The organism is Ekhidna sp. (assembly GCF_964218185.1).
Lineage (GTDB): Bacteria > Bacteroidota > Bacteroidia > Cytophagales > Cyclobacteriaceae > Ekhidna.
Genome location: NZ_CAXPLV010000005.1, coordinates 1,006,324 through 1,032,642 on the forward strand (window position 1 = coordinate 1,006,324; position 26,319 = coordinate 1,032,642).

At 41.0% G+C, this 26,319-nt stretch carries 34 protein-coding genes; 26 read left to right on the top strand and 8 right to left on the bottom strand.

What is annotated here, in order from left to right; translation table 11 throughout:
• Positions 1 to 2 precede the first annotated feature (2 nt).
• From rplX to ACEQZT_RS10175, 21 genes are all read left to right on the top strand, one after another.
• Positions 3 to 335, top strand: a complete 333-nt coding sequence (rplX, locus tag ACEQZT_RS10075; RefSeq protein ID WP_370089301.1) for a 50S ribosomal protein L24 — start codon at positions 3 to 5, stop codon at positions 333 to 335.
• Positions 328 to 882 (top strand): 50S ribosomal protein L5, encoded by a 555-nt coding sequence (rplE, locus tag ACEQZT_RS10080; protein WP_370089302.1) that lies wholly within the window; start codon positions 328 to 330, stop codon positions 880 to 882. Before rplX ends, rplE begins: the two co-directional genes overlap by 8 nt.
• A gap of 6 nt (positions 883 to 888) precedes the next feature.
• Positions 889 to 1,158 (top strand): 30S ribosomal protein S14, encoded by a 270-nt coding sequence (gene rpsN, locus ACEQZT_RS10085; protein WP_348280436.1) that lies wholly within the window; start codon positions 889 to 891, stop codon positions 1,156 to 1,158.
• An 80-nt stretch (positions 1,159 to 1,238) separates the two neighbouring features.
• A complete protein-coding gene (gene rpsH / locus ACEQZT_RS10090) occupies positions 1,239 to 1,637 on the top strand; it encodes a 30S ribosomal protein S8 (protein ID WP_370089303.1) in 399 nt (132 codons plus the stop codon).
• A gap of 10 nt (positions 1,638 to 1,647) precedes the next feature.
• Positions 1,648 to 2,199 (top strand): 50S ribosomal protein L6, encoded by a 552-nt coding sequence (gene rplF, locus ACEQZT_RS10095; protein WP_370089304.1) that lies wholly within the window; start codon positions 1,648 to 1,650, stop codon positions 2,197 to 2,199.
• A 6-nt stretch (positions 2,200 to 2,205) separates the two neighbouring features.
• A complete protein-coding gene (gene rplR / locus ACEQZT_RS10100) occupies positions 2,206 to 2,553 on the top strand; it encodes a 50S ribosomal protein L18 (RefSeq protein ID WP_370089305.1) in 348 nt (115 codons plus the stop codon).
• A 12-nt stretch (positions 2,554 to 2,565) separates the two neighbouring features.
• Complete coding sequence (gene rpsE, locus ACEQZT_RS10105) at positions 2,566 to 3,084, top strand: 30S ribosomal protein S5 (RefSeq protein ID WP_349564658.1); 519 nt, start codon at positions 2,566 to 2,568, stop codon at positions 3,082 to 3,084.
• Positions 3,085 to 3,088: 4 nt separating this feature from the next.
• Complete coding sequence (gene rpmD, locus ACEQZT_RS10110) at positions 3,089 to 3,268, top strand: 50S ribosomal protein L30 (protein WP_370089544.1); 180 nt, start codon at positions 3,089 to 3,091, stop codon at positions 3,266 to 3,268.
• Between the two features lie 2 nt (positions 3,269 to 3,270).
• The gene (rplO, locus tag ACEQZT_RS10115) at positions 3,271 to 3,720 is read left to right on the top strand and encodes a 50S ribosomal protein L15 (protein ID WP_370089306.1); all 450 of its coding nucleotides are present in this window, start codon (positions 3,271 to 3,273) and stop codon (positions 3,718 to 3,720) included.
• Positions 3,720 to 5,027, top strand: a complete 1,308-nt coding sequence (gene secY, locus ACEQZT_RS10120) for a preprotein translocase subunit SecY (RefSeq protein WP_370089307.1) — start codon at positions 3,720 to 3,722, stop codon at positions 5,025 to 5,027. Before rplO ends, secY begins: the two co-directional genes overlap by 1 nt.
• The gene (infA, locus tag ACEQZT_RS10125) at positions 5,027 to 5,245 is read left to right on the top strand and encodes a translation initiation factor IF-1 (protein WP_089356818.1); all 219 of its coding nucleotides are present in this window, start codon (positions 5,027 to 5,029) and stop codon (positions 5,243 to 5,245) included. The genes secY and infA overlap by 1 nt, the downstream gene beginning before the upstream one ends.
• A gap of 27 nt (positions 5,246 to 5,272) precedes the next feature.
• Positions 5,273 to 5,389: a 50S ribosomal protein L36 gene (gene rpmJ, locus ACEQZT_RS10130; RefSeq protein WP_089356819.1), complete on the top strand. Its 117-nt coding sequence runs from the start codon at positions 5,273 to 5,275 to the stop codon at positions 5,387 to 5,389.
• A 2-nt stretch (positions 5,390 to 5,391) separates the two neighbouring features.
• Positions 5,392 to 5,769, top strand: coding sequence for a 30S ribosomal protein S13 (gene rpsM / locus ACEQZT_RS10135; RefSeq protein WP_370089308.1), 378 nt, complete (start codon positions 5,392 to 5,394; stop codon positions 5,767 to 5,769).
• A gap of 7 nt (positions 5,770 to 5,776) precedes the next feature.
• On the top strand, positions 5,777 to 6,169 hold the full coding sequence (gene rpsK, locus ACEQZT_RS10140) for a 30S ribosomal protein S11 (protein WP_350217613.1): 393 nt from the start codon (positions 5,777 to 5,779) through the stop codon (positions 6,167 to 6,169).
• 23 nt (positions 6,170 to 6,192) lie between these two features.
• Positions 6,193 to 6,795, top strand: a complete 603-nt coding sequence (rpsD, locus tag ACEQZT_RS10145; protein ID WP_370089309.1) for a 30S ribosomal protein S4 — start codon at positions 6,193 to 6,195, stop codon at positions 6,793 to 6,795.
• Between the two features lie 20 nt (positions 6,796 to 6,815).
• Positions 6,816 to 7,805 (top strand): DNA-directed RNA polymerase subunit alpha, encoded by a 990-nt coding sequence (locus ACEQZT_RS10150; protein WP_370089310.1) that lies wholly within the window; start codon positions 6,816 to 6,818, stop codon positions 7,803 to 7,805.
• Positions 7,805 to 8,404, top strand: coding sequence for a 50S ribosomal protein L17 (gene rplQ / locus ACEQZT_RS10155; RefSeq protein WP_370089311.1), 600 nt, complete (start codon positions 7,805 to 7,807; stop codon positions 8,402 to 8,404). Before ACEQZT_RS10150 ends, rplQ begins: the two co-directional genes overlap by 1 nt.
• Before the next feature lie 90 nt (positions 8,405 to 8,494).
• A complete protein-coding gene (gene carA / locus ACEQZT_RS10160) occupies positions 8,495 to 9,601 on the top strand; it encodes a glutamine-hydrolyzing carbamoyl-phosphate synthase small subunit (RefSeq protein WP_370089312.1) in 1,107 nt (368 codons plus the stop codon).
• Positions 9,598 to 10,875 carry a phosphopyruvate hydratase gene (gene eno, locus ACEQZT_RS10165; protein ID WP_370089313.1) on the top strand — a complete coding sequence of 426 codons (1,278 nt, stop codon included), beginning with the start codon at positions 9,598 to 9,600 and terminating at the stop codon, positions 10,873 to 10,875. The genes carA and eno overlap by 4 nt, the downstream gene beginning before the upstream one ends.
• A 125-nt stretch (positions 10,876 to 11,000) precedes the next feature.
• Positions 11,001 to 11,375 (top strand): BlaI/MecI/CopY family transcriptional regulator, encoded by a 375-nt coding sequence (locus tag ACEQZT_RS10170; protein WP_370089314.1) that lies wholly within the window; start codon positions 11,001 to 11,003, stop codon positions 11,373 to 11,375.
• Positions 11,372 to 13,258, top strand: a complete 1,887-nt coding sequence (locus tag ACEQZT_RS10175) for a peptidoglycan DD-metalloendopeptidase family protein (protein ID WP_370089315.1) — start codon at positions 11,372 to 11,374, stop codon at positions 13,256 to 13,258. Before ACEQZT_RS10170 ends, ACEQZT_RS10175 begins: the two co-directional genes overlap by 4 nt.
• A gap of 75 nt (positions 13,259 to 13,333) precedes the next feature.
• Here the strand turns inward: ACEQZT_RS10175 and ACEQZT_RS10180 are convergent, their stop codons facing one another.
• The 3 genes from ACEQZT_RS10180 to ACEQZT_RS10190 form a co-directional block, all read right to left on the bottom strand.
• Positions 13,334 to 14,434 carry an MFS transporter gene (locus tag ACEQZT_RS10180; RefSeq protein ID WP_370089316.1) on the bottom strand — a complete coding sequence of 367 codons (1,101 nt, stop codon included), beginning with the start codon at positions 14,432 to 14,434 and terminating at the stop codon, positions 13,334 to 13,336.
• 83 nt (positions 14,435 to 14,517) lie between these two features.
• Positions 14,518 to 14,934 (bottom strand): DUF3995 domain-containing protein, encoded by a 417-nt coding sequence (locus ACEQZT_RS10185; protein ID WP_370089317.1) that lies wholly within the window; start codon positions 14,932 to 14,934, stop codon positions 14,518 to 14,520.
• Between the two features lies 1 nt (position 14,935).
• Positions 14,936 to 16,678 (bottom strand): ATP-binding protein, encoded by a 1,743-nt coding sequence (locus tag ACEQZT_RS10190; RefSeq protein WP_370089318.1) that lies wholly within the window; start codon positions 16,676 to 16,678, stop codon positions 14,936 to 14,938.
• 187 nt (positions 16,679 to 16,865) lie between these two features.
• On the opposite strand from ACEQZT_RS10190, the gene ACEQZT_RS10195 reads away from it, so the two are divergent.
• Together ACEQZT_RS10195 and ACEQZT_RS10200 are read left to right on the top strand one after the other, a co-directional pair.
• Complete coding sequence (locus ACEQZT_RS10195; protein ID WP_370089319.1) at positions 16,866 to 17,462, top strand: hypothetical protein; 597 nt, start codon at positions 16,866 to 16,868, stop codon at positions 17,460 to 17,462.
• Positions 17,463 to 17,484: 22 nt separating this feature from the next.
• The gene (locus ACEQZT_RS10200) at positions 17,485 to 17,895 is read left to right on the top strand and encodes a hypothetical protein (RefSeq protein ID WP_370089320.1); all 411 of its coding nucleotides are present in this window, start codon (positions 17,485 to 17,487) and stop codon (positions 17,893 to 17,895) included.
• 3 nt (positions 17,896 to 17,898) lie between these two features.
• On the opposite strand, the gene ACEQZT_RS10205 is transcribed toward ACEQZT_RS10200, so the two are convergent.
• Positions 17,899 to 18,462: a pentapeptide repeat-containing protein gene (locus tag ACEQZT_RS10205; protein WP_370089321.1), complete on the bottom strand. Its 564-nt coding sequence runs from the start codon at positions 18,460 to 18,462 to the stop codon at positions 17,899 to 17,901.
• 74 nt (positions 18,463 to 18,536) lie between these two features.
• On the opposite strand from ACEQZT_RS10205, the gene ACEQZT_RS10210 reads away from it, so the two are divergent.
• Complete coding sequence (locus ACEQZT_RS10210; protein WP_370089322.1) at positions 18,537 to 19,301, top strand: TerC family protein; 765 nt, start codon at positions 18,537 to 18,539, stop codon at positions 19,299 to 19,301.
• Between the two features lie 44 nt (positions 19,302 to 19,345).
• Positions 19,346 to 19,741 (top strand): hypothetical protein, encoded by a 396-nt coding sequence (locus ACEQZT_RS10215; RefSeq protein WP_370089323.1) that lies wholly within the window; start codon positions 19,346 to 19,348, stop codon positions 19,739 to 19,741.
• Positions 19,742 to 19,752: 11 nt separating this feature from the next.
• Here ACEQZT_RS10215 and ACEQZT_RS10220 read toward each other — a convergent pair whose 3' ends face one another.
• Together ACEQZT_RS10220 and ACEQZT_RS10225 are read right to left on the bottom strand one after the other, a co-directional pair.
• Entirely contained in the window at positions 19,753 to 20,730 is a 978-nt protein-coding gene (locus ACEQZT_RS10220) for an acyl-ACP desaturase (protein WP_370089324.1), read from the bottom strand.
• An 89-nt stretch (positions 20,731 to 20,819) separates the two neighbouring features.
• Entirely contained in the window at positions 20,820 to 21,878 is a 1,059-nt protein-coding gene (locus ACEQZT_RS10225; protein WP_370089325.1) for a nucleoid-associated protein, read from the bottom strand.
• A gap of 76 nt (positions 21,879 to 21,954) precedes the next feature.
• Here ACEQZT_RS10225 and ACEQZT_RS10230 point away from each other — a divergent pair, with 76 nt between their 5' ends.
• Positions 21,955 to 23,031: a hypothetical protein gene (locus ACEQZT_RS10230; RefSeq protein WP_370089326.1), complete on the top strand. Its 1,077-nt coding sequence runs from the start codon at positions 21,955 to 21,957 to the stop codon at positions 23,029 to 23,031.
• 65 nt (positions 23,032 to 23,096) lie between these two features.
• Here the strand turns inward: ACEQZT_RS10230 and ACEQZT_RS10235 are convergent, their stop codons facing one another.
• Positions 23,097 to 23,768, bottom strand: a complete 672-nt coding sequence (locus ACEQZT_RS10235) for a DUF2461 domain-containing protein (RefSeq protein ID WP_370089327.1) — start codon at positions 23,766 to 23,768, stop codon at positions 23,097 to 23,099.
• Positions 23,769 to 23,833: 65 nt separating this feature from the next.
• A complete protein-coding gene (locus ACEQZT_RS10240; RefSeq protein WP_370089328.1) occupies positions 23,834 to 26,278 on the bottom strand; it encodes an ABC transporter permease in 2,445 nt (814 codons plus the stop codon).
• Positions 26,279 to 26,319 lie beyond the last annotated feature (41 nt).

Sequence of the window (26,319 nt, forward strand, 5' to 3'; positions counted from 1 at the left end):
CGATGAGCAACGTAAAATTTCACGTAAGAAAAGGAGATACCGTCAAGATCATTGCCGGAAACGACAAAGGTAAAACCGGTAAAGTACTTGAGGTTAATACCACAAAGTATAGAGCTATTGTAGAGGGAGCAAACATGGTAACTAAGCATGTGAAGCCATCTGCTACAAATCCAGAAGGAGGCATTCAGCAGACTGAAGCTGCAATTCACCTTAGCAATCTAAAGGTGGTTGATCCTTCATCTGGAGAAGCTACTAGAATTGGTAGAAAGAAAAATGCAGACGGTAAGCTGCAGAGATATTCAAAAAAATCAGGAGAATTTATCACGAATGGCTAGTCCTAGATTAAAAGAAAAATACAGCAAGGAGATCGTTCCTCATTTGAAGGATAAGTTTCAGTACAGCTCTGTAATGCAGGTACCAAAGCTGACTAAGATCGCTATCAATAAAGGTATTGGTGCTGCTGTGTCTGATAAGAAATTGGTTGATACAGGAGTTGAGGAGTTGACTATGATTACTGGTCAGCAGGCTGTGGCTACTATAGCGAAGAAGTCTGTATCCAACTTTAAGTTGAGAGAAGGAATGCCAATTGGAGCAAAAGTTACCCTAAGAGGAGACAAGATGTATGAATTCTTGGATCGTTTGGTGACAGTAGCACTTCCTCGTGTAAGAGACTTCAAAGGAATTAGAGAAAAAGGATTTGATGGAAGAGGTAACTATACTCTTGGTGTGCAAGAGCAAATTATCTTCCCTGAAATCAGTATCGATAAAGTAAACAAAATCACAGGTATGGACATCACGTTTGTGACAACCGCACAAACTGATGAGGAGAGTCTTGAACTATTGAGATCTCTAGGTATGCCGTTTACTTCAAAGAAGAACTAAGAAATTATGGCTAGATCAGCAGTAAAAGCGAGAGAAAGAAAAAGAGAAAAACTTGTAGCAAGATATGCAGAGAAAAGAGCTGCCCTAAAAGCAGCTGGCGACTGGGAAGGTCTTGACAAGCTGCCAAGAAATTCTTCTAAAGTAAGATTACATAACAGATGTAAACTTACCGGTAGACCTAAGGGCTACATGAGAAGATTTGGTATCTCCAGGGTGACATTCAGAGAGATGGCATCTGACGGTAAAATCCCAGGAGTAACAAAAGCGAGCTGGTAGTTTAAATCTTCCTTTCGTTTCAAAATATAAATTATTATTTTTGCACCCCCTTTTTCGAGGGGGATAAGTGTGTTTAAGAAATGGTAACAGACCCGATAGCAGATTATTTAACCAGGATTCGCAACGCAATAGGTGCGAACCACCGTGTAGTAGAAGTGCCTGCTTCTAATTTAAAGAAGGAGATCACTAAAGTATTGCACAGCAAGGGCTTCATCAGAAACTACAAGTTTGAGGATGATGGAAAGCAAGGTATTATCAAAATTGCCTTGAAATACAATCCTCAGACGAAGCAGTCAGCGATTACTAGTCTTGAGAGAATAAGTACTCCAGGACTTAGGAAATATGCAGGAGCAGAGGCCCTACCAAGAGTACTGAATGGTCTTGGTATCGCAATTTTATCTACGTCTAAAGGAGTGATTTCTGATAAAGAAGCACGACGAGAAAACGTAGGTGGAGAAGTTTTATGTTACGTATATTAATTGAATTGAGATGTCAAGGATAGGAAAAGCACCAATTAATGTACCTGAGGGAGTTTCAATTACTGTTGATAAGAATACAGTAAATGTAAAGGGTCCTAAAGGTGAGTTGTCTCAACAGATTGATCCGGATATTACCTGCAAGGTAGAGGACGGGGTTCTCACTGTAGAGCGACCTACAGAGCAAAAAAGACATAAAGCCCTTCATGGACTTTACCGTTCATTGGTTAACAACATGGTAGAGGGTGTGAGTAACGGATTTAAGAAAGAGTTGGAGCTTGTAGGGGTAGGTTATAAGGCTGCCGTTCAAAACAACGTTTTAGAATTAAACCTTGGATATTCTCACAGTATATACTTCGCTGTTCCAGAAGAAATTAAGGTTTCTGCTGAAACAGAAAAAGGAAAGAATCCAAAAGTGACCGTTGAAGGAATTGACAAGCAACTAGTAGGTCAGATTTCTGCAAAGATCAAGTCACTTAGAAAAGTGGAGCCATACAAAGGAAAAGGTATTCGCTTTGTTGGTGAGCAAATTAGAAGAAAAGCTGGTAAAACTGCTGCTAAATAATAAGACATGGCAATTACTAAAACAGCAAGAAGAAAAAGACTTAGACTGGGTATCAGAAGAAAGATTTCTGGTACTGCAGACAGACCTAGAGTATCTGTTTTCAAGAGCAATAAAGGTATTTATGCTCAGTTGATTGACGATGTGAATGGTAAAACATTGGCATCTGCTTCAACAAAGGAAATTGGAAAGACTGCTCTTAATGTGGAGATCGCTAAGGAAGTAGGGAAGAAGCTAGCAGAAAATGCTAAGAGCGCAGGGATCGAGTCAGTCGTTTTTGATAGAGGCGGATACCCATATCATGGTCGAGTGAAGTCGCTAGCAGAAGGTGCTCGTGAGGGAGGTTTAAAATTCTAAGAAACGGAAATTATGTCACAAAGCAATATAAGATCTATCAAAGCAAGTGAAATCGACCTTCAGGAGAGAGTCGTTGCGATCAAGAGAGTAGCCAAAGTGGTGAAAGGTGGACGAAGATTCAGCTTTTCAGCTATCGTGGTTGTAGGAGACGGAAATGGCGTGGTAGGTTACGGTCTTGGTAAAGCAAATGAAGTAACTGATGCGATCACTAAAGGGATAGATGATGCTAAAAAGAATTTGGTAAGAGTTCCAGTATTTAAGGGAACTGTTCCTCACGATGCTATAGGAAAATTCGGTGGTGGACATGTTTTGCTTAAGCCTGCAGCAGCTGGTACAGGAGTAATTGCTGGTGGTGCGATGCGTGCAGTGTTGGAGAGTGCAGGAGTTCACGACGTACTTGCAAAATCAAAAGGATCTTCAAACCCTCACAATGTGGTTAAAGCTACTTTTGATGCACTAAACAAAATGAGAGATCCATTCGCTGTAGCTCAGCAAAGAGGTGTGTCTCTAGATAAAGTTTTCAATGGCTAAGACAATGGGAAAAGTAGTTATCACTCAGAAGAAAAGCACGATCAAGCGTCCTGAGAACCAAAAGCGAACAATGATTGCTTTAGGACTTGGCAAGATCAACAGATCCGTTGAAAAAGAACTAACTCCGTCTATCAGCGGAATGATCAAAACGGTGAATCACTTAGTAGAAGTTAAAGAGCTGTAAACATGAGACTTGAATCATTAAAGCCTGCAGAAGGCTCAACAAAAAATAGAAAGAGAATCGGTAGAGGACAAGGCTCTGGACGAGGTGGGACTTCCACTAAAGGACACAAAGGAGCTCAGTCACGAGCTGGTTATTCTCGCAAAACGGGCTTTGAAGGTGGGCAGATGCCTTTGCAAAGACGAGTGCCAAAGTTTGGCTTTAAGAATAACAATAAAGTTGTTTCTAAGGCTATCAACCTTGATGACCTGCAAAAGCTAAGTGAAGCCAAAAAGCTTAAGGAAATCACTCCTGAAATCCTGAAAGAAAACGGACTTGCTCAAAAGAAAGATATTGTGAAAGTATTGGGGAGAGGCGAGCTAAAAGCATCACTAAAAGTTTCAGCACACAAGTTCTCAAAAACTGCTCAGGAAGCAATTGAGAAAGCTGGCGGATCAATTACTGTAGTTGAATAATGAAGAAATTCATAGATACCATACGGAACATATTTTCCATCGAGGAGCTAAGAACTAGAATCCTAAATACAATAGGATTTTTAGTAATATTTAGAATTGGCTCTTTTGTGGTACTTCCAGGAGTAGACCCATCTAAACTTACTGGCCAGGCGTCAGGAATTTTCGGTTTATTGGATACATTCCTTGGAGGAGCATTTAGTAATGCTTCAGTGTTTGCCCTTGGTATCATGCCATATATCTCAGCTTCTATTGTGTTGCAGTTGATGACAGTGGCAGTTCCTTACTTCCAGAAGCTTCAAAAAGAAGGAGATAGCGGAAGAAAGAAAATTAATCAACTAACCAGAGTGTTAACTATCGCTATTTGTATGGCTCAAGGTTTTAGCTACGTTTCAGCAGCTATCGAACCAACGGCTATTCTTAGTAATACATTCTTTTTCAAATTCACTTCTGTGATCATTCTTACTTCAGGAACGATCTTCTGTATGTGGCTTGGAGAAAAGATCACCGATAAAGGAATTGGAAACGGTATTTCAATGCTGATCATGATTGGTATCATTTCAAGATTTCCTGGAAGCATTGCTGCTGAGGCAATCACAAGAGGAATGAGTGAAATGTTATTGTTCATTCTTGAATTAGTGGCATTGTTCTTTGTAGTACTTGTTACAGTAGCGCTTGTTCAGGCGGTCAGAAGAGTGCCGGTACAATATGCAAAGCAGGTAGTGGGGAATAAAGTATATGGTGGGCAAAGACAATACATCCCTCTAAAAGTAAATGCTTCAGGGGTTATGCCGATCATCTTTGCACAGTCTATCATGTTCTTGCCAGCTATGCTTGCTGGGCTTTGGAGAGAAGAGAGTGACTTTGCAAACTATATTGGAACAACATTTTCAGATTTCACGTCATGGCAGTATAACCTAACGTTTGCGATCATGATTATCGTGTTCACATTCTTTTACACTGCTATCACAATCAATCCTAATCAGATTGCAGACGATATGAAAAGAAATGGTGGTTTTGTACCGGGCATTAAGCCAGGTAAGCAAACTGCTGATTTCTTAGACAATATTTTATCAAGAATTACTTTACCAGGTGCGATTTTCTTAGCGATTATCGCCATCCTTCCAGCTTTCGCTATGATCGCTGGGGTCAATCAAGGGTTTGCTCAGTTTTATGGCGGAACATCCTTGTTGATTATGGTTGGTGTAATACTTGATACCCTTCAGCAGATTGAGAGCTACCTGCTCATGAGACACTATGAAGGTATGATGAAATCAGGTAGAGTAAAAGGAAGAACTCAGGCAGCATAATGGCAAAACAAGCATCCATAGAGCAAGATGGAACTATCGTGGAGGCATTGTCAAACGCAATGTTTAGAGTTGAATTAGAAAATGGTCACGAGGTGATTGCGCACATCTCAGGTAAGATGAGAATGCACTACATCAAAATTTTACCAGGAGACAAAGTGAAGTTGGAGATGTCACCATATGATCTAACGAAAGGAAGAATAGTTTATCGCTATAAATAACAGTCTGAGACTGAAAATTATAAAGAAATGAAAGTAAGAGCATCCGTAAAAAAGAGAAGCGTTGATTGCAAAGTGATCAGGAGGAAGGGGAAGCTTTATGTGATCAATAAAAAGAATCCAAAGTTTAAACAGAGACAAGGATAATTATGGCAAGAGTTGCAGGAGTAGACATTCCCGATAACAAGCGAGGCGAGATAGCCTTGACTTACATCTTTGGTATTGGTAAAACATCAGCTCAGAAGATTTTGAGTGAAGCTGGTGTGGATCCAAACAAAAAAGTTCAAGATTGGACTGATGAAGAAGGTGGTAACATAAGAACTGCCATCCGAGAAAAGTATAAGGTAGAAGGTGTTCTTAAGGGCGAAATCCAGATGAGTATCAAGCGTCTTTTAGATATCGGTTGTTACAGAGGCCTCCGTCATAGAAAAGGTCTTCCGGTAAGAGGTCAGCATACCAAAAACAATGCTAGAACTCGAAAAGGAAAGAGAAAAACGGTTGCGAACAAGAAGAAAGCTGTTAAGTAATAGATAGATGGCACAAAAGAGAAAAGATAAAGCTAAAAAGAGAGTTGTTGCTGTTGATGCAATTGGGCAAGCTCATATCAAAGCATCATTCAACAACATTATCATATCAATGACTAACGGTACAGGTCAGGTTATCAGCTGGGCATCAGCAGGTAAGATGGGCTTCCGAGGGTCAAAGAAGAATACGCCATACGCAGCGCAGGTAGCAGCTCAGGAGTGTGCTCAGAAAGCATATGATCTTGGATTGAGAAAGGTTGAAGTTTTTGTAAAAGGTCCTGGGTCAGGTCGTGAGTCTGCAATCAGAACTATCCAAAATACAGGCATTGAAGTTACAATGATCAAAGATGTGACTCCACTACCTCACAATGGATGTAGACCACCGAAAAGAAGAAGAGTTTAAGATTTTATAAATAGTTATAGATAATGGCAAGATATACTGGGCCTAAGACTAAAATTTCAAGACGATTTGGTGAGCCAATCTTCGGAGCTAGCAAAGCTTTGCAGAAGAAGGCATATCCTCCTGGTCAGCACGGACGTGGCAGAAGAAAGAAGCAGTCTGAATATGCAATCCAGCTAGCTGAAAAGCAAAAAGCAAAGTACACATATGGAGTACTTGAGCGTCAGTTCGCTAATGTGTTTGACAAAGCTTCAAGAAAAAGCGGTATTACAGGTGAAATCCTACTTCAATTGTTGGAGGCAAGATTGGATAATACTGTATTCCGTCTTGGAATTGCTCCTACAAGAAGAGCTGCAAGACAGTTGATTTCGCACAAGCATATAACTGTAAATGGTGAGTTGGTAAATATACCTTCATACACCTTGAAAAATAACGATATCATTGGTGTAAGAGAGAAGTCAAAATCTCTACAAGCTATCACAGATAGTCTTGCATCTAATGCACGCAGCTATTCCTGGTTAGAGTGGGACTCTACTAGCATGACAGGTAAGTATCTCAATGCACCTAGCAGAGAGGATATTCCTGAAAACATCAAGGAACAGTTGATCGTCGAATTGTACTCTAAGTAAACACTCAAAAAATAAGATATATGTCTATCCTAGCATTTCAAATGCCAGAAAAAGTGGTGATGGAAAAAGCAGATGATTTCCATGGCCTCTTTACTTTCAAACCTCTGGAAAAAGGATACGGTGTTACAGTAGGTAATGCGTTAAGAAGAATTCTTCTATCTTCACTAGAAGGCTATGCGATCACAGGAGTTAAAATTCCGGGTGTGCTGCATGAGTTTTCTACAATTGAAGGTGTGGTAGAAGATGTGAGTGAAATAATTTTGAACCTTAAGATGGTTCGTTTCAAAAAGATTGAAGATGTAGCTGATAGCAACATCACTGTGAGTGTTTCAAATATGAAGAAACTTACTGCGGGTGACTTAGCTAAAGCAACCACTTCTTTCGAAATCCTGAACCCTGATCACGTGATCTGTCACTTAGATGAATCTGCTAAGTTCGAAATCGAGCTTACTGTAGAGAAAGGACGAGGTTATGTTGGAGCTGATGACAATAAACCTGCAGAGCAGAACTTTGGATTCATCGCTATCGATTCAATCTTTACACCAATCAAGAATGTAAAGTATAGCGTTGAAAATACACGGGTAGAGCAAAAGACCGATTATGAGCAATTGACGCTTGATATAGAAACAGATGGCTCGATTCACCCAGAAAACGCACTAAAGGGTGCTGCAAATATTTTGATTCAGCACTTCATGCTTTTCTCTGATCAAAACATGATTCTTGAGACGCAGGAAGCTGGTGAGCCAGAGCAGGTAGATGAAGAGTTGCTACACATGAGAAAGATGCTTAAGACAAATCTTAATGATCTTGATCTTTCGGTGAGAGCATATAACTGTCTGAAAGCTGCTGATGTTAGAACACTAGGTGATTTGGTGTCACTTGAGATTTCTGACATGATGAAATTTAGAAACTTCGGTAAGAAATCATTGGCTGAGTTAGAGCAATTGGTTTCTGATAAAGGTCTTACTTTCGGTATGGATCTTGGTAAATACAAATTGGAGGAAGAATAATGAGACACGGAAAGAAATTTAACCACCTTGGTAGAAAGACTGCACACAGAAGTGCAATGCTTTCCAATATGGCTTCTTCTCTTATCATGCATAAGAGAATCAATACGACTGTAGCAAAAGCGAAAGCACTTAAAAAGTTTATTGAGCCTCTTCTTACCAAGTCAAAAACTGATGATACTAACTCTCGAAGAGTAGTATTCTCTTACCTTCAGGATAAGGAATCTGTAAGCGAGCTATTTAATACGGTAGCAGAGAAAATTGCCAACAGGCCTGGTGGGTATACAAGAATTATCAAGACAGGTGCCAGACTTGGTGACAATGCTGAGATGTGTATGATGGAGCTTGTGGACTTCAATGAGTTGCTACTTGGTGATGAATCAGCAGGAAAAGCTAAAACCAGAAGATCAAGAAGAGGTGGAAGCAAGGCTAAAACGGAAACTCCAAAAGCTGAGGCTGTTGAAGTTAAGGAAGAGGCAATGGTTGAAGAACCTGCTGAAGAGGTGAAGGCTGAAGAAGTAGAAGCTAAGACAGAGGAAACAGAAGTGCCTAAAGCTGAGGAATCGAAAGAAGAGTCTAAGGACGAGGAGAAGAAAGATTAAGTTGATTACAAGAATTGAAATATTGAGCCATCCATTATCAAATGGGTGGCTTTTTTATTGCCCTTTCCATCACTATTTTTGCTCCCCAGTATGAAATACCCTACCCGTAAGAAAGCCACCCTTTTATTACAAGACGGAACCACTTTTACTGGCCACTCCATTGGAAAGCAAGGAACATCAGGAGGTGAAATTTGCTTCAATACCGGAATGACCGGATATCAGGAGATATATACAGATCCGTCTTACTATGGTCAAATCATCGTTAATACCACTTCGCACATAGGTAACTATGGTGCAATTGATTCAGAGGTTGAAAGCGATCGTCCTACGATAAAGGGGCTTGTGGTAAATGACTTTTCAAATATCTATAGTCGAACGAGTGCAAATGAAAGCCTTCAGGAATTTCTGGAAAGAAATAATACAGTTGGTATAGCTGGTGTTGACACAAGAAAAATTGTCCGTCACATTCGTACCAAAGGGGCGATGAATGCGATTATTTCTTCGGAACTTGAAGGAGATGCCTTGCAAGCAGAGCTTGATAAGATTCCAAGCATGGAAGCGCTTGAATTGTCAACAGTTGTGACAACCAAAGAGCCTTATGAACTTGGCGAAAGCAACAAGGGTTTTAAGGTTGCTGTACTCGATTTAGGTATAAAAAAGTCAATCTTGAAAAACTTGGTAACCCGAGATTGTCATTGCAAGGTATTCCCGGCTCAGACCACTTTTTCGGAAATGGATAGCTGGAATCCGGACGGCTATTTTATATCCAATGGGCCAGGAGACCCGGCTGTGATGGATTATGCTTCGAATACCGTTCAGGAGATTTTGGCAGCCAACAAGCCTTTGTTCGGAATTTGTATGGGAAGTCAAATTTTAGCTAAAGCAGTCGGCATAGCTACATACAAAATGCATCATGGCCACAGAGGACTCAATCACCCGGTAAAAAATCTGAATACAGGTTTAAGCGAAATCACATCACAGAATCATGGTTTTGCGGTAGATATGGAGGCGCTAAAGAATTCCAAGGAAGCAGAGTTGACTCACATCGACCTCAATCATAATACAGTCGAAGGACTGAGGCTGAATAACAAGCCCGCATTTGCGGTGCAGTATCACCCGGAATCATCTCCCGGGCCTAATGATTCAACTTACCTATTTGATGATTTTATTCAATTAATTAAAGACAATAAGCAATGAGTGTTATCGAAAGTGTATTTGCCCGCCAGATCATGGACTCCAGAGGCAACCCTACAATTGAGGTTGAGGTGATTACAGAAGATGGATACATTGGTCGAGCAGCGGTACCTTCCGGAGCTTCTACAGGTGAACATGAGGCTGTGGAGCTAAGGGACGGTGACAAGTCTCGCTATATGGGTAAGGGTGTTCAAAAAGCTGTTGATAATGTAAATGATATAATCGCTCCAGAAATTGAAGGTTTGCTAGTCGTGGAGCAGGCATACATAGACAAGGTAATGATAGAATTGGATGGAACTCCCAATAAATCTAAGCTGGGAGCGAATGCAATTTTGGGAGTTTCACTTGCTGTTGCCCATGCTGGTGCAGATGCATGTCAGCTTCCGTTGTATAGATACATCGGTGGAGTAAATGCCAAAGTACTACCCGTTCCAATGATGAATATCATTAACGGCGGATCACATTCCGATGCACCTATAGCGTTTCAGGAATTTATGATTCGTCCTGTTGGAGCTCCTACGTTCACAGAAGCACTAAGAATGGGTGGAGAAATCTTCCATAACCTGAAAGCCATCATTCACGATAAAGGATTAAGTACTGCAGTAGGTGACGAAGGGGGGTTCGCACCAAATTTTGAAGGCGGTACAGAGGAAGCCCTTGAGAGTATTTTGGCGGCAATCAAAAAGGCTGGATATAAGGCAGGAAAGGATGTGACAATCGCACTCGATTGTGCTTCCTCTGAATTTTTCTCGAAAGGTGTGTACGACTATTCCAAGTTTGAAGGATCAAACGGGAAGAAACGATCAAGCGCAGAACAAGCAGAGTATCTGGCTGAACTTGTAAGCAAGTATCCAATTGACAGCATCGAAGATGGATGCGATGAGAATGATTGGGAAGGATGGAAAATGCTTACAGAGAAAATTGGAGATAAATGCCAACTGGTGGGCGATGATCTTTTGGTGACCAATGTGAAGTTTTTAGAAAAGGCTATCAAGGAGAAGGCGGCTAATTCCATTTTGATAAAAGTAAATCAGATCGGTACGCTTACAGAAACCCTGGATGCAATTGAAATGGCTCATAAGGCAGGGTGGACAGCTGTTGTTTCTCATCGTTCAGGAGAGACAGAGGATGCCACCATTGCAGATATTGCGGTGGCTACCAATTGTGGTCAGATAAAAACCGGATCAATGTCCAGATCTGATAGAATGGCAAAATACAACCAGCTACTTCGTATCGAAGAGGAGCTGGGAGATGTGGCGGTTTATCCAGCACAATAGAGCGTAATCGAATTTTAAGATATTGAAGCCTCATTTGAGGCTTTTTTTATTTGATTTAGTTTATTGAATAAAATATAACTATAAAAATAGTTGTATAATTATAATTATAGTTATAGTATTGCTTTATGAAGGAATTGACCAAAGCAGAAGAACAACTCATGCAGATATTGTGGGGGCTGGAAAAAGCGTACCTCAAGGATATTGTGGAGCAGTACCCAAACCCTGCACCTGCGTATACAACCATATCAACAGTTGTAAATGTGCTAGTGAAAAAAGGATTCATTGGATTTGAAACGCATGGGAAGTCAAGGGAATATTTTCCTCTAATTTCAAAAGAAAAATATACACGTCAGTCCATGAACGGCTTGATGAGTAGTTTTTTCGATAATTCTGCCAAGCAATTCGCTTCATTCTTTGCCAGTCAGAAAGACTTGTCAGTGGAGGAGCTTCAGGAGATCAGAAAACTGATTGACGATCAAATAGAACAACGAAAGTCATGAGTGATATCCTGGTCTATATTGGTAAATTAGTTGTGATTCAGGCCGTGTTTTTTGGCTTTTATAAACTAGCCCTGAGACATTCGCTGAAGCACAACTGGAATCGGGCTTACCTACTTGGAGGCTTATTGTTCAGCTTTGGTATTCCTTTTATTGAGATCCCATATCAGCAGGCTATCGAGCCACTAAATACGGATTATGTGGTTACGTGGGTCCAGGAATCTGCAACCCAGTATGAATTGATTCCTGTTCTAAGTAATTCGGAAACCACTTTCAATTATTGGTCCGTTATGCCATGGCTGTACGGAGTGATGGTTTGTTACCTGATCTGCCGATCTGTGGCGTATTTATTCATCCTTCAAAAACTCAAAAAACATTCAGAATATGTAAAAAAACGATGGTTTAAACTTTTTAAGATTTCACAACCTCGTCCGTTTAGCTTCTTTTCAAATGTGTTTATTCCGGAGCGGATCTTCGGGACATCCTCTTTTGATCAGATACTGGCGCATGAGTGTGTGCATGTAAAGCAGCGACATTCTTATGATCGACTGCTTATGGATTTTCTTGTTTCGCTGTTTTGGTTCAATCCCTTCATCTATTGGTATCGAAACGCACTCATTGAAATCCATGAATATCAGGCGGATGAAGCGGTGATACGAAGATTTAGAGATCCTGTTGGTTATCAGGAGATTTTGTTTTCCCAGCTTCAGACTGCTCCCTATTCAGGTTTGGTGAGTCATTTCAATTTTTCAATGATTAAAAAACGAATTGTTATGATGAACAAACAAAAAAACAAATATGCAGGGTGGGTATATGCCCTTACCTTGCCGGTAGTACTCTCGGTGATATTTGCCTTCTCCAATAAAGAGGCCATTGAACCGATCGAAAAAGTAGGAACAGAATTGGCGGAGATTTTGGCGCCTAGTCCAGACTTTAAGCTCCCAACTTTTCAATTACCAGAATCCAAAGGAACAACTCAGGACAACAGCACACCTTCCATTTTGCCATTGAAAGACACGGAGAATGTCAGAATGACTTCCGGGTTTGGAACAAGGTTTGACCCGATAGAGAAGGAGGAGAAGTTGCACAGGGGTATTGATTTAGCTAGTCCTGTAGGGAATCCGGTGGTAGCTACTGCAGATGGAAAAGTTGAGGTCGCGAAAGAAGATGGGAAGCATGGTCTGCGGGTAGTGATTAAGCACGATGACACGTTTACTTCTGCATACTCTCATCTCTCATCTATAGATGTAAAAACTGGTGAATCAGTAAAGAAAGGTGATCAAATCGGACTTTCCGGCAACTCTGGTGCGAGCACTGCTCCACACTTACACTATGAAATTCAAAAGAATGATGAATTTGTAAATCCTATCTATTACATCACTGATTATAATTTCAAAGTGAAGACAGAAGGTGATAATGTAGAAAAACAAATTCGACATTCACTGCAAAAAAGCGAACGTGAGAAAGCGGAGGTCGAAATGGTTCGGGCACGGAATGAAGCTGAAAACGCCAGAGCTGAGGTTTTGCGAGCTGAGCGGGCGCAAAGTATTGCTGAGAGAGAGCGTGAGCGAGCAGAGCAAATGTTGCTCGAAGAGCAAAAGAGAATGGAAGAGGAGAGGTTACTAAAGGAGATAGAGAAAGGAAAAGAAAAGAATAAGGAAAAAGAAAAAGAGGAGGAAAAAGAAAGGAATAAAAACAAGGAAAAGAGCAAATCGAAGGAAAAGGATACTGACCCAAGATTAGCTAAAGCATACAATTTTCTTAAGGGCTATGAAAAGGGAGGTTTTAATCCAGATGATTGGAATATTGTTTTGAAGAATGACCGGGTAAAACTCAAAAGGGCAGGCAGCTTAGAGGGAATTGTACTCTACAATAATTTTTTTTGAAAAGGATAACTCCTAGTTTTTTGTAAAGAGATTCAAATAAATCCCGATAGGTTTACCTATCGGGATTTTTATTTTCTACTTATACATATACTCAAATAAGCCAGTAATTACCTCTGATGCACCGATGTAAATACCCACACCGTAGGTTACATGTCTTACAGAGAGGTTTTGAATAGCATAAGGGAGTCCACTGATATTTATTACCGTAAATGATCCACCAATAATCAATGCGGAAGCTATCGTCAGGTAGACATTTCCTGAGAATATCAATGTAAGCACACCTATCGCCAGCACCACAAAACTTGTAAGTATGGCTCGTCTCAAATTCAATTCCGCAATCTTCCTACTCGCCAGGAATCCACCAATAGCACAAAGTCCTAAAATCCCAAAAGAGATAAGATTCCCACTTAGTGCAAACGATGAGAAACTAGAGCTAAAAAATTCAGGTAAAAATTCAATAATAAATGCTTTGCCTACACCCAGCATCAGGCCAATAATCAGAATTGCCAGATAAGACATGACTGATTGATTATCTACACGGTCAGCTTTCATAAGTGTCTCTTTTCGCTGCAAGACTTCATCACTAGAGACACGATGGAAGATAAATCCAGATCCTCCAATAAGGATGCCGCCCACGATAAAAGTAAGCGTATCTCCAAAGAAGGAAACCAACCCCACGATCACTGGCTCAAGAGCATATAATAGCTCGGTGACTAAGAATAAAACCCCCATCACAATCGGAAGCTTCTTTGCCGGAGCAAATGCCTCAATCATAGAGTTAGCCGGGCTGATAAAGAGATTCATACTTATCAGCCAAATCACAATCATGAATGGGATGATACCGCTTACGTCCATGATATGTGAGGTTCCAATTAAGGTGGCAACCACCATAAATACCATAGCAGTAGCACCTATACCCACAGTAAAAATGAGCATATGCTTGCCATTTTTTTTCATGATCCTATCGGCCAACCAGCCGGCAAGAGGTGGGATGGTGATTAGAATAATGGCTTTAGCAATGATGAGGAAATCTACCAGATGAGTGATCCCCAGGTTTTCCATTAAAATAGGTTGATACTCGTGATAGGCGATCCAACTGATGACTACAGCAGCATTAAGTGCTGCCAGGCTATAGACCTCTCTCCATTTGAGAGAATTTGTTTCTTGGGTTGACATTTTAGTATGCTTTGGTTTAATAGATGTTGATACATACGCATTCCATGTGCGGGTTGGATTTTAGCCCTCAATCGATAGATAATTTAAGCGAATTCGGTAAGGATAGCAATCACACCAATGCCAAGGCACAGAGGTGAGTAAAAGGATGAATCACGTTTTGCAAAGCTGGTGGAGGTCACCTTTTTGAAGAAACCAACATATTTGAAATCTCCCACGGCGCGAAATAGAAAGATGATAGGAATCACCCAGCTAGCAGCTTTCATTACAATCTCTGGTAAGGCAAACGAAATCAAATCCGCTTTTATCAGGTAAAAAATGGCAAAGAGGAGAAGTCCACCCCCAACAACAGCACAGTCTATTTTTTTGGGATTTAATATTCGTGTGCCATCTTCTGTGGTGGGCAGTGAATTTTCAAAGCCCCATGCACTGCCTAGCGCCCAACTAAGATGAAGTAGTGAAAGAGCGAGGAAAATGGTAAAGAGGAGTGCTCCTAGAATCATATCAGTCTTTGTTTAGGTATTTCATCAGCACCTGCTTTAATACATCGGTTTTAATTGGCTTTAGGATAAAATCCGCCATGCCAGCCTCCATACATTCGTCTTTGCTATTCTTAAGCGCATTTGCTGTGAGCGCAATTATGATAGGTTTTCGATCCTTGTCTGCATAGTGTCGCATAATCTGGTGCGATGCATCAAAGCCCGAGATGTCAGGCATTTGTAGATCCATTAGGATAATGTCAAAATGCTGTTCCATGGCTTTTGCCACCCCCTCTGTGCCATTTATTGCTTGAGTGATTTCATTTACCCCAATGCTTTTCAACATTTTAGTGGCCACCAGCCTATTTATCTCCACATCCTCTACAATCATGACCTTCAGGTCATCTAGTCCCGGGATAGCTATTTGTTCAAACTCTCTGGAATCTGCTCGGTCGGAAACGCCAAGGGGAACTGTAAAGTAAAAGTTTGACCCTTTTTGTGGTTCGGACTCAAACCCAATCGTACCTCCCATGAGTGAAACCAATTTTTCTACAATAGCAAGGCCTAGACCTGTCCCCTCATAACCATCTGTGTCGGATGCTTTGTAAAAACTCTCGAAAAGATGCGCTTGCTTGTCTAGCGGAATGCCAGCTCCTGTATCCCTAATGCTGAATTTGACAGAGACCACATCGCCCGCCTGCCCTGCCAACTCGACATTAAGTGTGATGCTCCCCTTCCAGGTAAATTTGATGGCATTGTTCAATAGGTTGACAAGAATTTGTCTGATTCTGGTAATGTCACCATTGCAGTATTTTGGTAGTTTTTCATCCAGCGTTAAAACGATCTTTAGGTTGGTGTTGGATTGTACCTTTTTGGAAAATACCTGCCAGATGGAGTTCAGCTCTTCCGAAAGTGAAAAAGAGCTCATGTGAAGCTCCAGCTTGCCGGCTTCAATGATGGTGATGTCCAGCACGTTTCGAATCAGCCCGTGCAGGATGTTGCTACTATAGCCAAGACTGTCTATAAGCTCTTTTTGCTCCTCATTCAGGTCCGTTTTTGCAAGTAATTCCGTCATCCCAACGATACCATTGAGTGGCGTGCGCATCTCGTGGGAAATTGTAGCCAAAAAGGTCGTTTTCGCTTTATCAGCTGACTCTGCTTTTACTTTTTCATTTTCAAGTTCCTTGTTTCTCTGCCTCAGCAACCTCCTATCATCTATATAAGCCCGCTTAAATACAAATAGGCAAATCCCCATGATAGCGAGAGAGGTGAGTGTGGCTATCGCCAAATCCTGCATGAGCAAGTCAGTGCTCTGATACGGAGCAGCCATTCCGGGATAATTCATCTCAAGGATGATAAGGCCCAAAACCATCGCAAAGGTGACGATGATGAATATGAGGTAGTCCCTCAATGGCAAAACAAGAAGTCCTGACAGATATACTAGCGCCAGGAAAGTGGAAATAGCTGCTTTTATACCTCCTGCAGGTAGCCAGGATATTCCAATGAGGAAGAGTGCCAGGTAGTAATAGGTGAGTGAAATCGTGCGAAACCCTATCTGCTTCTTTTGAAGGATATACAGGATTGTATAAATGAAAATACCGCTTGTATAGACCGTCTGTACGAAGTATTCGTATCCAACAAAAAAACCATATATGGACCAAAAGAGAAACACCATAATGGTGAGCACCAAAGTGATCTCGAAAAGTCGGTACTCGATCTTTTTGGATTTATCGGTGGAGGGGAGGATATTTTGAATAAATGATTTCAATAGCTGGAAATAACTGGAATAGTGAATTTAGTTCATTTTGGTATGAATAAGGTGGTTGCTTAGTACTGAATCCGAAATAATACGGATGGGCGGCTGAGTGATTGTATTGAAAATATTTTACCTGTTTTTTGCGAGAAAAACCGGCAAATCATCCGTCTACTTTTGACTTTCACAAAAGTGACTAAACATGACTCATCTTAAATCAATCCTCATTGTATTCATTTTTATTTCATCATTTCACCTTTCATATATAGCGAAGAGTCAATCCTATGTGGCGGTGAATATTGAAGAAGAGTACGAATTCCTAACCAAGCATTGGATGCAAATGTCGGAGGATATATCACATTATTACGGTTTGTCAGCTTTTTGTGACAATAGCGAATACAGAACTTACACCATCGAAGTATTGGAGCAACTTCACCATTATGATTCCATTATGCTTGACATATTGAAAGATCCTACAGCTGATATTGATATTAGCTCGCATGAATACAAAAAGACCATGAAGGATATTGAGAAGTTTGAAGGCGATTATGATCTGAAAGCATTTATTTCCTTTTTGAGAGAGAGCTGCATGACTAGAAATGAGTTGGAGAAGGATAAAGAAAAACTTAAAAAAGAAGTGGGAATGTACTCGTATGACGGTCAGGTGATGATGCTTGAGGCCGAGGTAAATAAGTACCTGAAGAAAATTGATAAGCGAATTTTAGCCATCAACAAACACATTCATCACATCCATCCGGATAAGGTGAAGCCTTTTAAGATGGTTAGCAGCAGCAATTAGAAAAAAATAACGAAATTGGGATATGGGAAGGAAGCAACATATCTCTTTTTTAGTAGTGCTAGTTGTTTTGTTAACAGCTTCTAGTTGCTCCAGTGATGATCCTCAAGCCACAGTCATAGATCCGATAGTAGGTATTTGGGAGATGGAATCAATAACTATTTCAGATTGCAATGATGAAACCCTCAATGAGGAGATTGATGACCCTGGTTTTTCGCTCACATTAGAATTTAGAGAGGAGGGAACATTTAAGATTAGTCAGGGAGATTTTCAGGATGAAGGTATCTACATAGTTGCTGGAAAGTTCATCACGTTTAAGGGAAGGCAAACAAACGATGATTTGTTAGAATTTACATTGAATGGTGATATGCTCGGAATCCACTTTCAGCAATTTGATGGATGCATCCAAACCACCAACATGATACGTACCAGCTAAGTTTTATCCGTTGCTTATCTGGATGTCGTATTTGCTGAGCAATCCAATCACTTCCGGGAGCGAAAATTTGGCTCGTCTGATTTCATTTACTTCCGGATCAAACGCGTAATCTGAAGCCTGCCTAAAATCAGCTTTTTCTAAAGCTGTATGATAAAATACTGCACCGGTAAGGCTACTTTGGTTAAAGGTTGCCTCTGTAAGGTCGGCATCCGTAAAATCCACTTCTTGCAGTTTGCAACTTTTAAATTGTACTCCTTTTAATTTCAGTCCGTAGAAACTGGCAAAATCAAGCTGACAATTGGAAAATGTCATTTCCAAAAGGAACTTATTACAGTCATCAAATTGCAGTCCCAGCAGTTTGCAGTTTTCAAACTTCACATCTTTAAAAGCAGTTTCTTTTAGGATTGAATTACTCAGGTCACATCGATCAAACGTGCATTCAATGAAGGCAATATTGCTCAGATCTGCCGCACTGAAATGGCAGTTGATGAATTCGCAACATTCATACTCTGTTGTTAGCTTTTCAGCAGTGAAGTCTACCCCCTCAATAGTTTCATTTGCAATCATTACTCGAAAGTAAAATAATCTCTGATTGCATCTATTGATTCAGTTTTGTTTCTTGCGGCAAAACAATATTTGACATGATAGAAAATATACTCACATTATTGATGCTCATCTTATTGCAAGCAGTTCTTGGATTTGACAACTTGCTTTATATCTCTCTTGAGTCAAAGCGAGCTCCGGCTGACAAGCAAAAAATGGTACGAACAGTAGGGATAGGAATTGCAATCGCTTTGCGAATCATTTTGCTTTACGTGCTGGTCAATGTGATCAAATATTTTCAAGATCCATTTCTTAATATTGATTCAGAGTTTTTGTCCGGCTCCATCAGTGTTCATAGTCTAATTGTATTGTTTGGCGGGATCTTCATCCTTTATACGGCGGTCAAGGAGATTTTTCATTTGGTCTATCTCGAAGAGCATGATGGGGAGGAAAAGAGAAACCAAAGTACCACCAAGACTATCATCATGATTGTATTGATGAACCTTATTTTTTCCTTCGATTCCATTCTAAGTGCAATGGCGCTGAGCGACGTTTTCTGGGTGATGGCTACTGCCATCATCATCAGCGGAGGGTTGATGATTTGGCTTTCCGATGGGGTTTCCAGGTTTCTAGCAAAAAACCGACTCTATGAAGTGCTTGGCCTTTTTATACTTTTCCTGGTGGGTGTGATGCTACTCTCTGAGGGTGGTCATATGGCTCATCTGGAGTTTTTTGGCAATCACATTACCCCAATGAGTAAAACCACTTTCTACTTCATTATTTTCATTTTGGTGGTGATCGATATTGTGCAGGGCAGGTATCAGAAAAAGCTGCTTGCCAGAAAAAATGCATCAAAAACTTAAGAGGTTTCGTATGGAGATGTGTTATCAATAAAAAAATACTATCCATGAAAAATCTTTTAGGCTCATTACTCCTTTTACTTACTCTGCATACTTCTGCCCAAGATCAAAATATTAGCACCATAGATTTTGTGCAGATTGCAAATGGCAATCGTGATGAGGCTATTTTCTATTATAAGAACAATTGGCTCAAACTTCGTCAGAAGGCTGTTGAACGAGATTTTATTGTCTCATATGAGCTCATCTCTGTAGATGCTACTCCGGAAGCACCTTTTGATTTGATTTTGATGACAACCTACCCAAACAAGGATGCTTTTGAAAAGGCAGAGGAGAATTTTGGGATTTTAATAGAAGAGCAGGGGGAGTTAAAATTGCTAAATGACAAGAAGCCCGGAGATTTTCGGAAGATCTTGTTTAGCAAAATGGATGGTAAGCATTTATAATAGTTTCAGAGCTAAGAGGCAATCCATTTAAACTGAAATTGTTTTTCAGGTATTTGAACTCGCTCCGAAAGTCGCTGGAGTCTATTGGGAAGAGCCATTAAATAATCCCGTGCCTCTTCGGCCCTTGTATTGAGATCTTTTACATTTTCAATATTCCATTCTTTTATTAATGAACTGAGAATATCAATATAGTCATGAGTGGTATAGACCATGGTACGCTGAGCTGCGTCTGAAAAATGTTTGAAGAGCTCACCTATCTTCCCGCCGGACTCTCTCAGAAAATGAGCCGGCATCACGATCTTTTTCTTCATCATATCTTCAAAGGCAATCATGGTCTCACTCGGATCTATTTCAAAAATCTTTTTTATAAAGCTTTTGTAGGCATTTGCATGTCTGGCCTCATCGGATGCAATGATGCCACATATTTTTGCGAGAAGTGTATTTCCTGCCTTTTTAGCCAAGCTGGCTACTCTCCTGTGGGAGATGTTGGTAGCCAACTCCTGAAAGCTTGTATAGATAAAGCTGCGATAAGGATCTCTGGCTGTTTGAATATCGAATCCATCATTGATTAGATGATGAGTAGACACTTCCATTTCTCGCATATTCACCCTACCTGATAAATAGAGGTATTTGCTTAACAAATCTCCATGTCTATTTTCTTCGGCTGTCCAGCCTCTAACCCACTGAGTCCATCCGGTTGGGTTTTCCTGATTCACACCATCCAAATCCATCAACCAGGATTCGTAGGTAGGTAGTGCTTCTTCGGTAATTGTATCGCCAATGAGTACTGCGAAGAGATCATAGTCCATTTCTGCAGAGTGCCCTTGGATATCGCGGATTTCTTCAATAAAACCCGGGCTGTTAGAATCCGGAAGAATATCAGATGGTTGCCATATTTTTTCTATCGGCTTGAGGTATTTGTCCAACAGCTCATCCATTGATTTCTCGAGAGTCTGCATCACCTCCCTGCGTATATTATTCAAGTTCATATGGCTAAGGTATGCCAATAGTTTGGTGACCTGCTCTTTATGCGAGTTTATTGATCAAACTGGGGTGAAATAAATCCAGACACTCAATTCTAGCTTTCATTCTCATAGTAGATTTTATAATACTTCCGTCCGTCAGAATCCTGCCCCCGCTCTATTAGTTCTCGGTTCCCGTGGATGTAGACATGAAAATTTTTATCCAGTTTTAAAACACTCTTAAAAATTCGTGCTTGCTTTTTTACAGACTGTGCAGCGATTTTGAAGTTATCCTCCAGCTCAAGTTCCATATCCTCTTGATATTTTTTGTCAAAAAATCGGAATGAATTGATAGCCTCTTCCTCCTGGCCAAAAACGGAAAGCTCAAACTCGCCCTTATCAAAGTTTTCTGCTTCTTTGAAGTACTTGATAGACTTATTGAGTAAATCAATCTGATCCGTTTTAGAGACCTCAAACTCCTCAGGCATCTGATCAGTAATGTATGATTTGGTCATCTCAAGGAAATGATTGGTGTTGTTTACATGATCTTTTTTGAAATCGAGCTGAATGAAATCGTTCTTCCAATAAACCGCCTCGCTGTTATTGTTGTCGTAAGCCAGGATTGTAAACGGCTCCTCATCAAAAAGAATCAGGCAAGCTTTATCCAGCTTCTTTTCACCAATTCCTTCCTTAAACAAGAGGATAGGCTCCTTGGCCCAGTCCGGTGTTTCTATGAATGGATCCTTTTTCTCCACCTTAAAAATCCCCAACCCATCGATGGTTTTGTCATGCATGAAAATATCGCTAAAACGGATGATGAATAGCTCCCCCTCTTTAATGTTTGGATGGCGAGAACTGGTGCGAAGGTGTGAGATGATGCCTTGATGGGTTTCACCAATCTCTTCAGTCATCTGTATTTCCTTTGAGAGCTTGTAAAGTACATTTAGCTCCAGGTCTACATTGTGTGAAAATTGGTAGGTGTTGGTAGCGGCGGCAAATGGCTTAAGAAAGATGTTTTTCAGCATCTCTTCTTCACTTGGAGAAAACTCCGTCTGCTTCAGGTTGTGCCCATCGGTAGTTTCTTCTTCTATTTTTTGAAAGAAAAGCTCTTTTACACTCGCTCCCTTGTAATCGATCATGCTTGGTAGGTTTTCGTGCGAAGTTAGATCAACCATCTGTGATTTTAGACGAACCGCTTGGGGGTACTCGCGGATATGCCAACCTTACATGCAGAATCAAATCTATCCACACATGAGAGTTTTAACATTATTTGCCCTATTGTTATCCTTTTCTTTATTCATTGCTTGTAGCGATGATGAACCTTCAGTTTCAATTCCTATTCCAGATCAGTTTTCCGTGGATATTCCTGCCTCTATTAGCAGCAATTCTGGGTCACTGAGTGGTCGAACCTCGGGAGATGGTGATGGTGTCATCGAAGGAAACGAAATTTATGAAAGCCTCAGATATTTCATTCACTTAGGTGAGAAATCAGCCGAAATTGTCGAGTTCACCCTGCAGGTTGGTGCAGCTTTGAGTGTTCACAACGTGCGATCCTACACCTTTGATGGAGATGATGATGGACGTGAAAAAAGAATTGACCTTGTGGAAAATGTAACCAGAGGGGGTGTTGATTATGAGTATGAAATGATCATGGTTGACACGGAAAATGAAGACAAAGCATTGCAGATTTTGTGGAATACTAATCCGGTTTCGGGAGTGGCTATTTTAAATCCGTACAATCTGGATCGTTCCGATTCGGAGGCCGATGCAGGAGCATTCTTGAGAATTGATTATACAGAGGACGATGATACATACGAAGCTACTATGACTGTCTCAATTTCAGGGGTGGAAGCAGTAGATAACGGAGACATAAACAACCTGAAAATGTTTGTAGGTAAGAATGGAGATATCGTGGAGGTGAGGGGAAATTCCAATCATCCAAACATCAATATCATCGACCCGGATTTTACAGGGGGTAGAAATTATGCGTTTGTAGGGAGAGGAGATCAGGCAACCGATTTAGGTGTTGTCAATCTTTGGTTGCCGGCATCCTCCGTGACAACTAATGACTTTGTGCAGGGCGATCAGTATTCTGTTTATGATGTGCTAGAGGCTGAAATCAACGAGGTGGCTAACCTTGATCAGCAGACGATAGAGGACATTCTTGCCGAAGCTCACTCACCTGCTTATTTCAATGCTCAGGGATTCATTACTTCAGGAGTTGACAATAAGCCGGTAAGTTTTGAGGCTTCTTTCGTGGATCTGACAGGCATGCAGCCATTTGTACCAAACGATGTAAAGAATCTTTCAATTGACTTTATTCAGTAAGTATAAGGTTTAGGTTATAGTAAATTGAAATCCCGGCCGAGAGGTCGGGATTTTTTTATACTTCGCTAATATAGGCTGATTCCATTCAGATCAGTTGTCAGCATCTCAGTCATGCAATCTAGGAAAGGTCGCATTTTTCGGAAGGTTTCAGACACGGTTTTCGGAAAATGTGAACTAAGCATTTGCTCCCTGGTAAAGTCATGCCTGATCATGAACTGCTTGTATCTGAGTAAGTCAATCTCCGGATGATCTTTTTCAAATCCGCGTGGGGCCGTTTTTAGTTGAGCTCCCAAGAGTGTTCCAAATGTTTTTTTGAAGTCCGGAGATTCGAGTACATCTCTAAGTGGATCCGCATATTGTGCCAATTGATTCCGAATGTGCAAGAGGTCTTGCGAATTGGGACCGAAAAATCCTCCCATAACAAATGAGCCTTCCAAACCTATATGATAATAATAGCTGCCTCTTCGCTCATCGCCAGCTCGATAAAGCCCACCTCCCCAATGCGTTTTGTAAGGTGTCTTATCTTTTTTAAAGCGCACATCGCGGTAAATTCTGTTTAAGCTTTTCTTTCCGGTGGGCGTCTCAATGACATCATGCTTGTTCATCTCCTTAAGCAATTGGTCTGCAAAGGCAATCATTTCTTCATGAGAAGCCTGATATGCGGACTTATTCGCTTGAAACCAATCCCGATTATTGTTTTGAGCCAGATCGGAAAGGAAGGAGAGGGTTGTTTGCATATAGAAAGGTAATGCTATTTACGCTTGCCAATTAGCTTTCAACCATGTCTTGAACAGATCAGTAGCTATTCTGAGCGCAAGGATTTAACAGGATTGGAAAGTGCTGCCTTGAATGCCTGAAAACTGATGGTAATGATGACCATCAAAAGTGTCAGAACACTTGCAATCACAAAGCTGAGAGGAGAGATATCGATGCGATACGAAAACTCATTGAGCCAATCATTTGCCAGCCAGATACTTACCGGAATCGAAATAATCATTGAAACGATGGCCAAAAGGGCAAATCGCTTTGATAGCAACAACACAATATTGGTAATGGATGCGCCAAGGACTTTACGTATGCCCACTTCTTTCATTTTCTGTGATGCAATGAACATGATAAGGCCATATGACCCCAGGCATGAGATTAGAATAGCAAGGAAAGAAAAATACCCAACGGTAGTTCCAAGCTGTTCTTGTTGGTTGTAGCCCTGATCCAGCGATTCATCCAAAAACGTAGAATTGAAAGTCTCATCGGGGAAGAATGTATTCCATTCACTCTCAAGTTTAGCAAGGGTCTCAGGCACATTTTGGTTCTCTATTTTAATGGAGAACACCCCAAACTGAGCTACAGATATTTCCAGAATAAGCGGCCTCATCGGCTCAGTCAACGCGAGAAAATTAAAATTCTTTACCACACCGATTACTTTCCCTTCCTTTCCTTCGATGTTGATTTTTTTGCCAAGCGCTTCTTCCGGAGTACCGAAATTAAACTCCTGAAGGGCGTATTCATTTACAAGAAAAGCATTTAGATGATCTGTCCCAAAGTCTTTGGAAAAATCGCGCCCGGCCACCATCCCAATTTCATAGGTATCGATGAAATCATAGTCTACAGCATAAACCGGAGCTATGATGTTGTCCTGAGCGGTAAATCCTTCAGGGATCACATTTCGGTTGACCATGCCAAATCCGGGAGCTTGCGAAGAAACGGTGCTGGCCAAAACACCAGGAATACCCGCTATCGCATCTTCGAATGCATTCATTTTCTGACGCAATGATTCATTCACACCGCCAAATACATTATTAAAGTTCTGACTTTGAATAGGGAGGTTGATGATGTGATCACGCTGAAACCCTAACGGTCGGTTCCGCATCATGCCCAGCTGATCGAATACAATGAGCGTACATGAAATGAGGATCATGCTGATGGTAAACTGAACGATGATCAGACCCTTTCTGAACGCAAGACCACCTTTCGCTTTGGTGCTGACCTCACCTTTCAAACTGCTGATTGGTGCAATCTTGGTCACATGAAAAGCGGGGTACATACCTGCAAGAAAGCCGGTAACCAGGAACAGACCAATCAAACCAATCAAGGTGCGAGCGGTAAACAGAACAGAGCTTTCCAGCTCCTTTCCTGTGAGTTCATTGAGCTGGGGGAGTAAGAAGTAGGTAGCAATCAATGCTAAAAAGGCAGCAATGGCAGCTGTGAGGAAAGACTCTCCTAAAAACTGGCTGATGAGATTGGATTTCCATGCACCTAACACTTTTCGCATGCCAATTTCCTTTGCTCGCTGCAAAGATCTGGCTGTGGAAAGGTTGATAAAATTGATGCAGGCTATCAACAAAGTGAGAGCACCAACAGCTATAAAAATGAACAAAAACGACCGACTACCGGATGGCTCTGCCTGAGCCTGGAGTTCATCATTCAGATGGATGTCACTCAGAGGTTGCAGTGAAAAGCTCTGGTTTTTCCGCATGTTCTCGGGAATCTTCTCGGTGATGAACTCAGGAAAAGCTTCATCTACACTTTTGGGGTTAGCGCCCTCCTTCAACAAGACATAAGTAGGTGAGTGCGAGACCATCCAATTCATCTTAAAATTTTGTCTCACATTTTCCTCCAGCCCTTCCGGCTCCAAATCATACATATTGTCATAAGGGAGGATCATATCGAAATGTATATGCGAGTTGGAAGGGAAATCTTTCGCAACGGCAATTACTTTAAAGGTGTTTTCTCCTTCCATGATGATAGACTTCCCAATTGGGTTTTCATCACCAAAGTATTTGACTGCTATTTCTTCATTGATGATCGTGGTAAAAGGTTGCGTCAATGCACCTTCCAAAGAGCCCTGAACAAGTTCAAAATCAAAGATGCTGAGGATGGTGGCATCAGCGAAGTTTACATTATCCTCTTCAAATCGCTGGACAGAACCGTCATCTTTCGGTACCTGCACACTCACACTTCGCGAAAACAGTCTGGAAGTACTTTCCACTTCCGGAAAGAATGAAGCGATATGCTCACCCATGATTGGTGGGATACGGGCCAGATTGAAATCCGCAATGTCATATCGTACGCGGTAGATACGGTCTTTCTTAGCATGAAAATTATCATAGTTCAGCTCATCTGCAACATAGGTGTAGATCAAAAGACAGGCCGTGAGACCTGCTGTAAGACCTAAAATATTGATGATGCTAAAGGATTTGTGCTTAAATAGATTTCTAAAAGCTAGGATCAGATAACTCTTAACCATGAGAGTAGGGTTTGTGATATAAAGCTAACGAACGAAAAGCG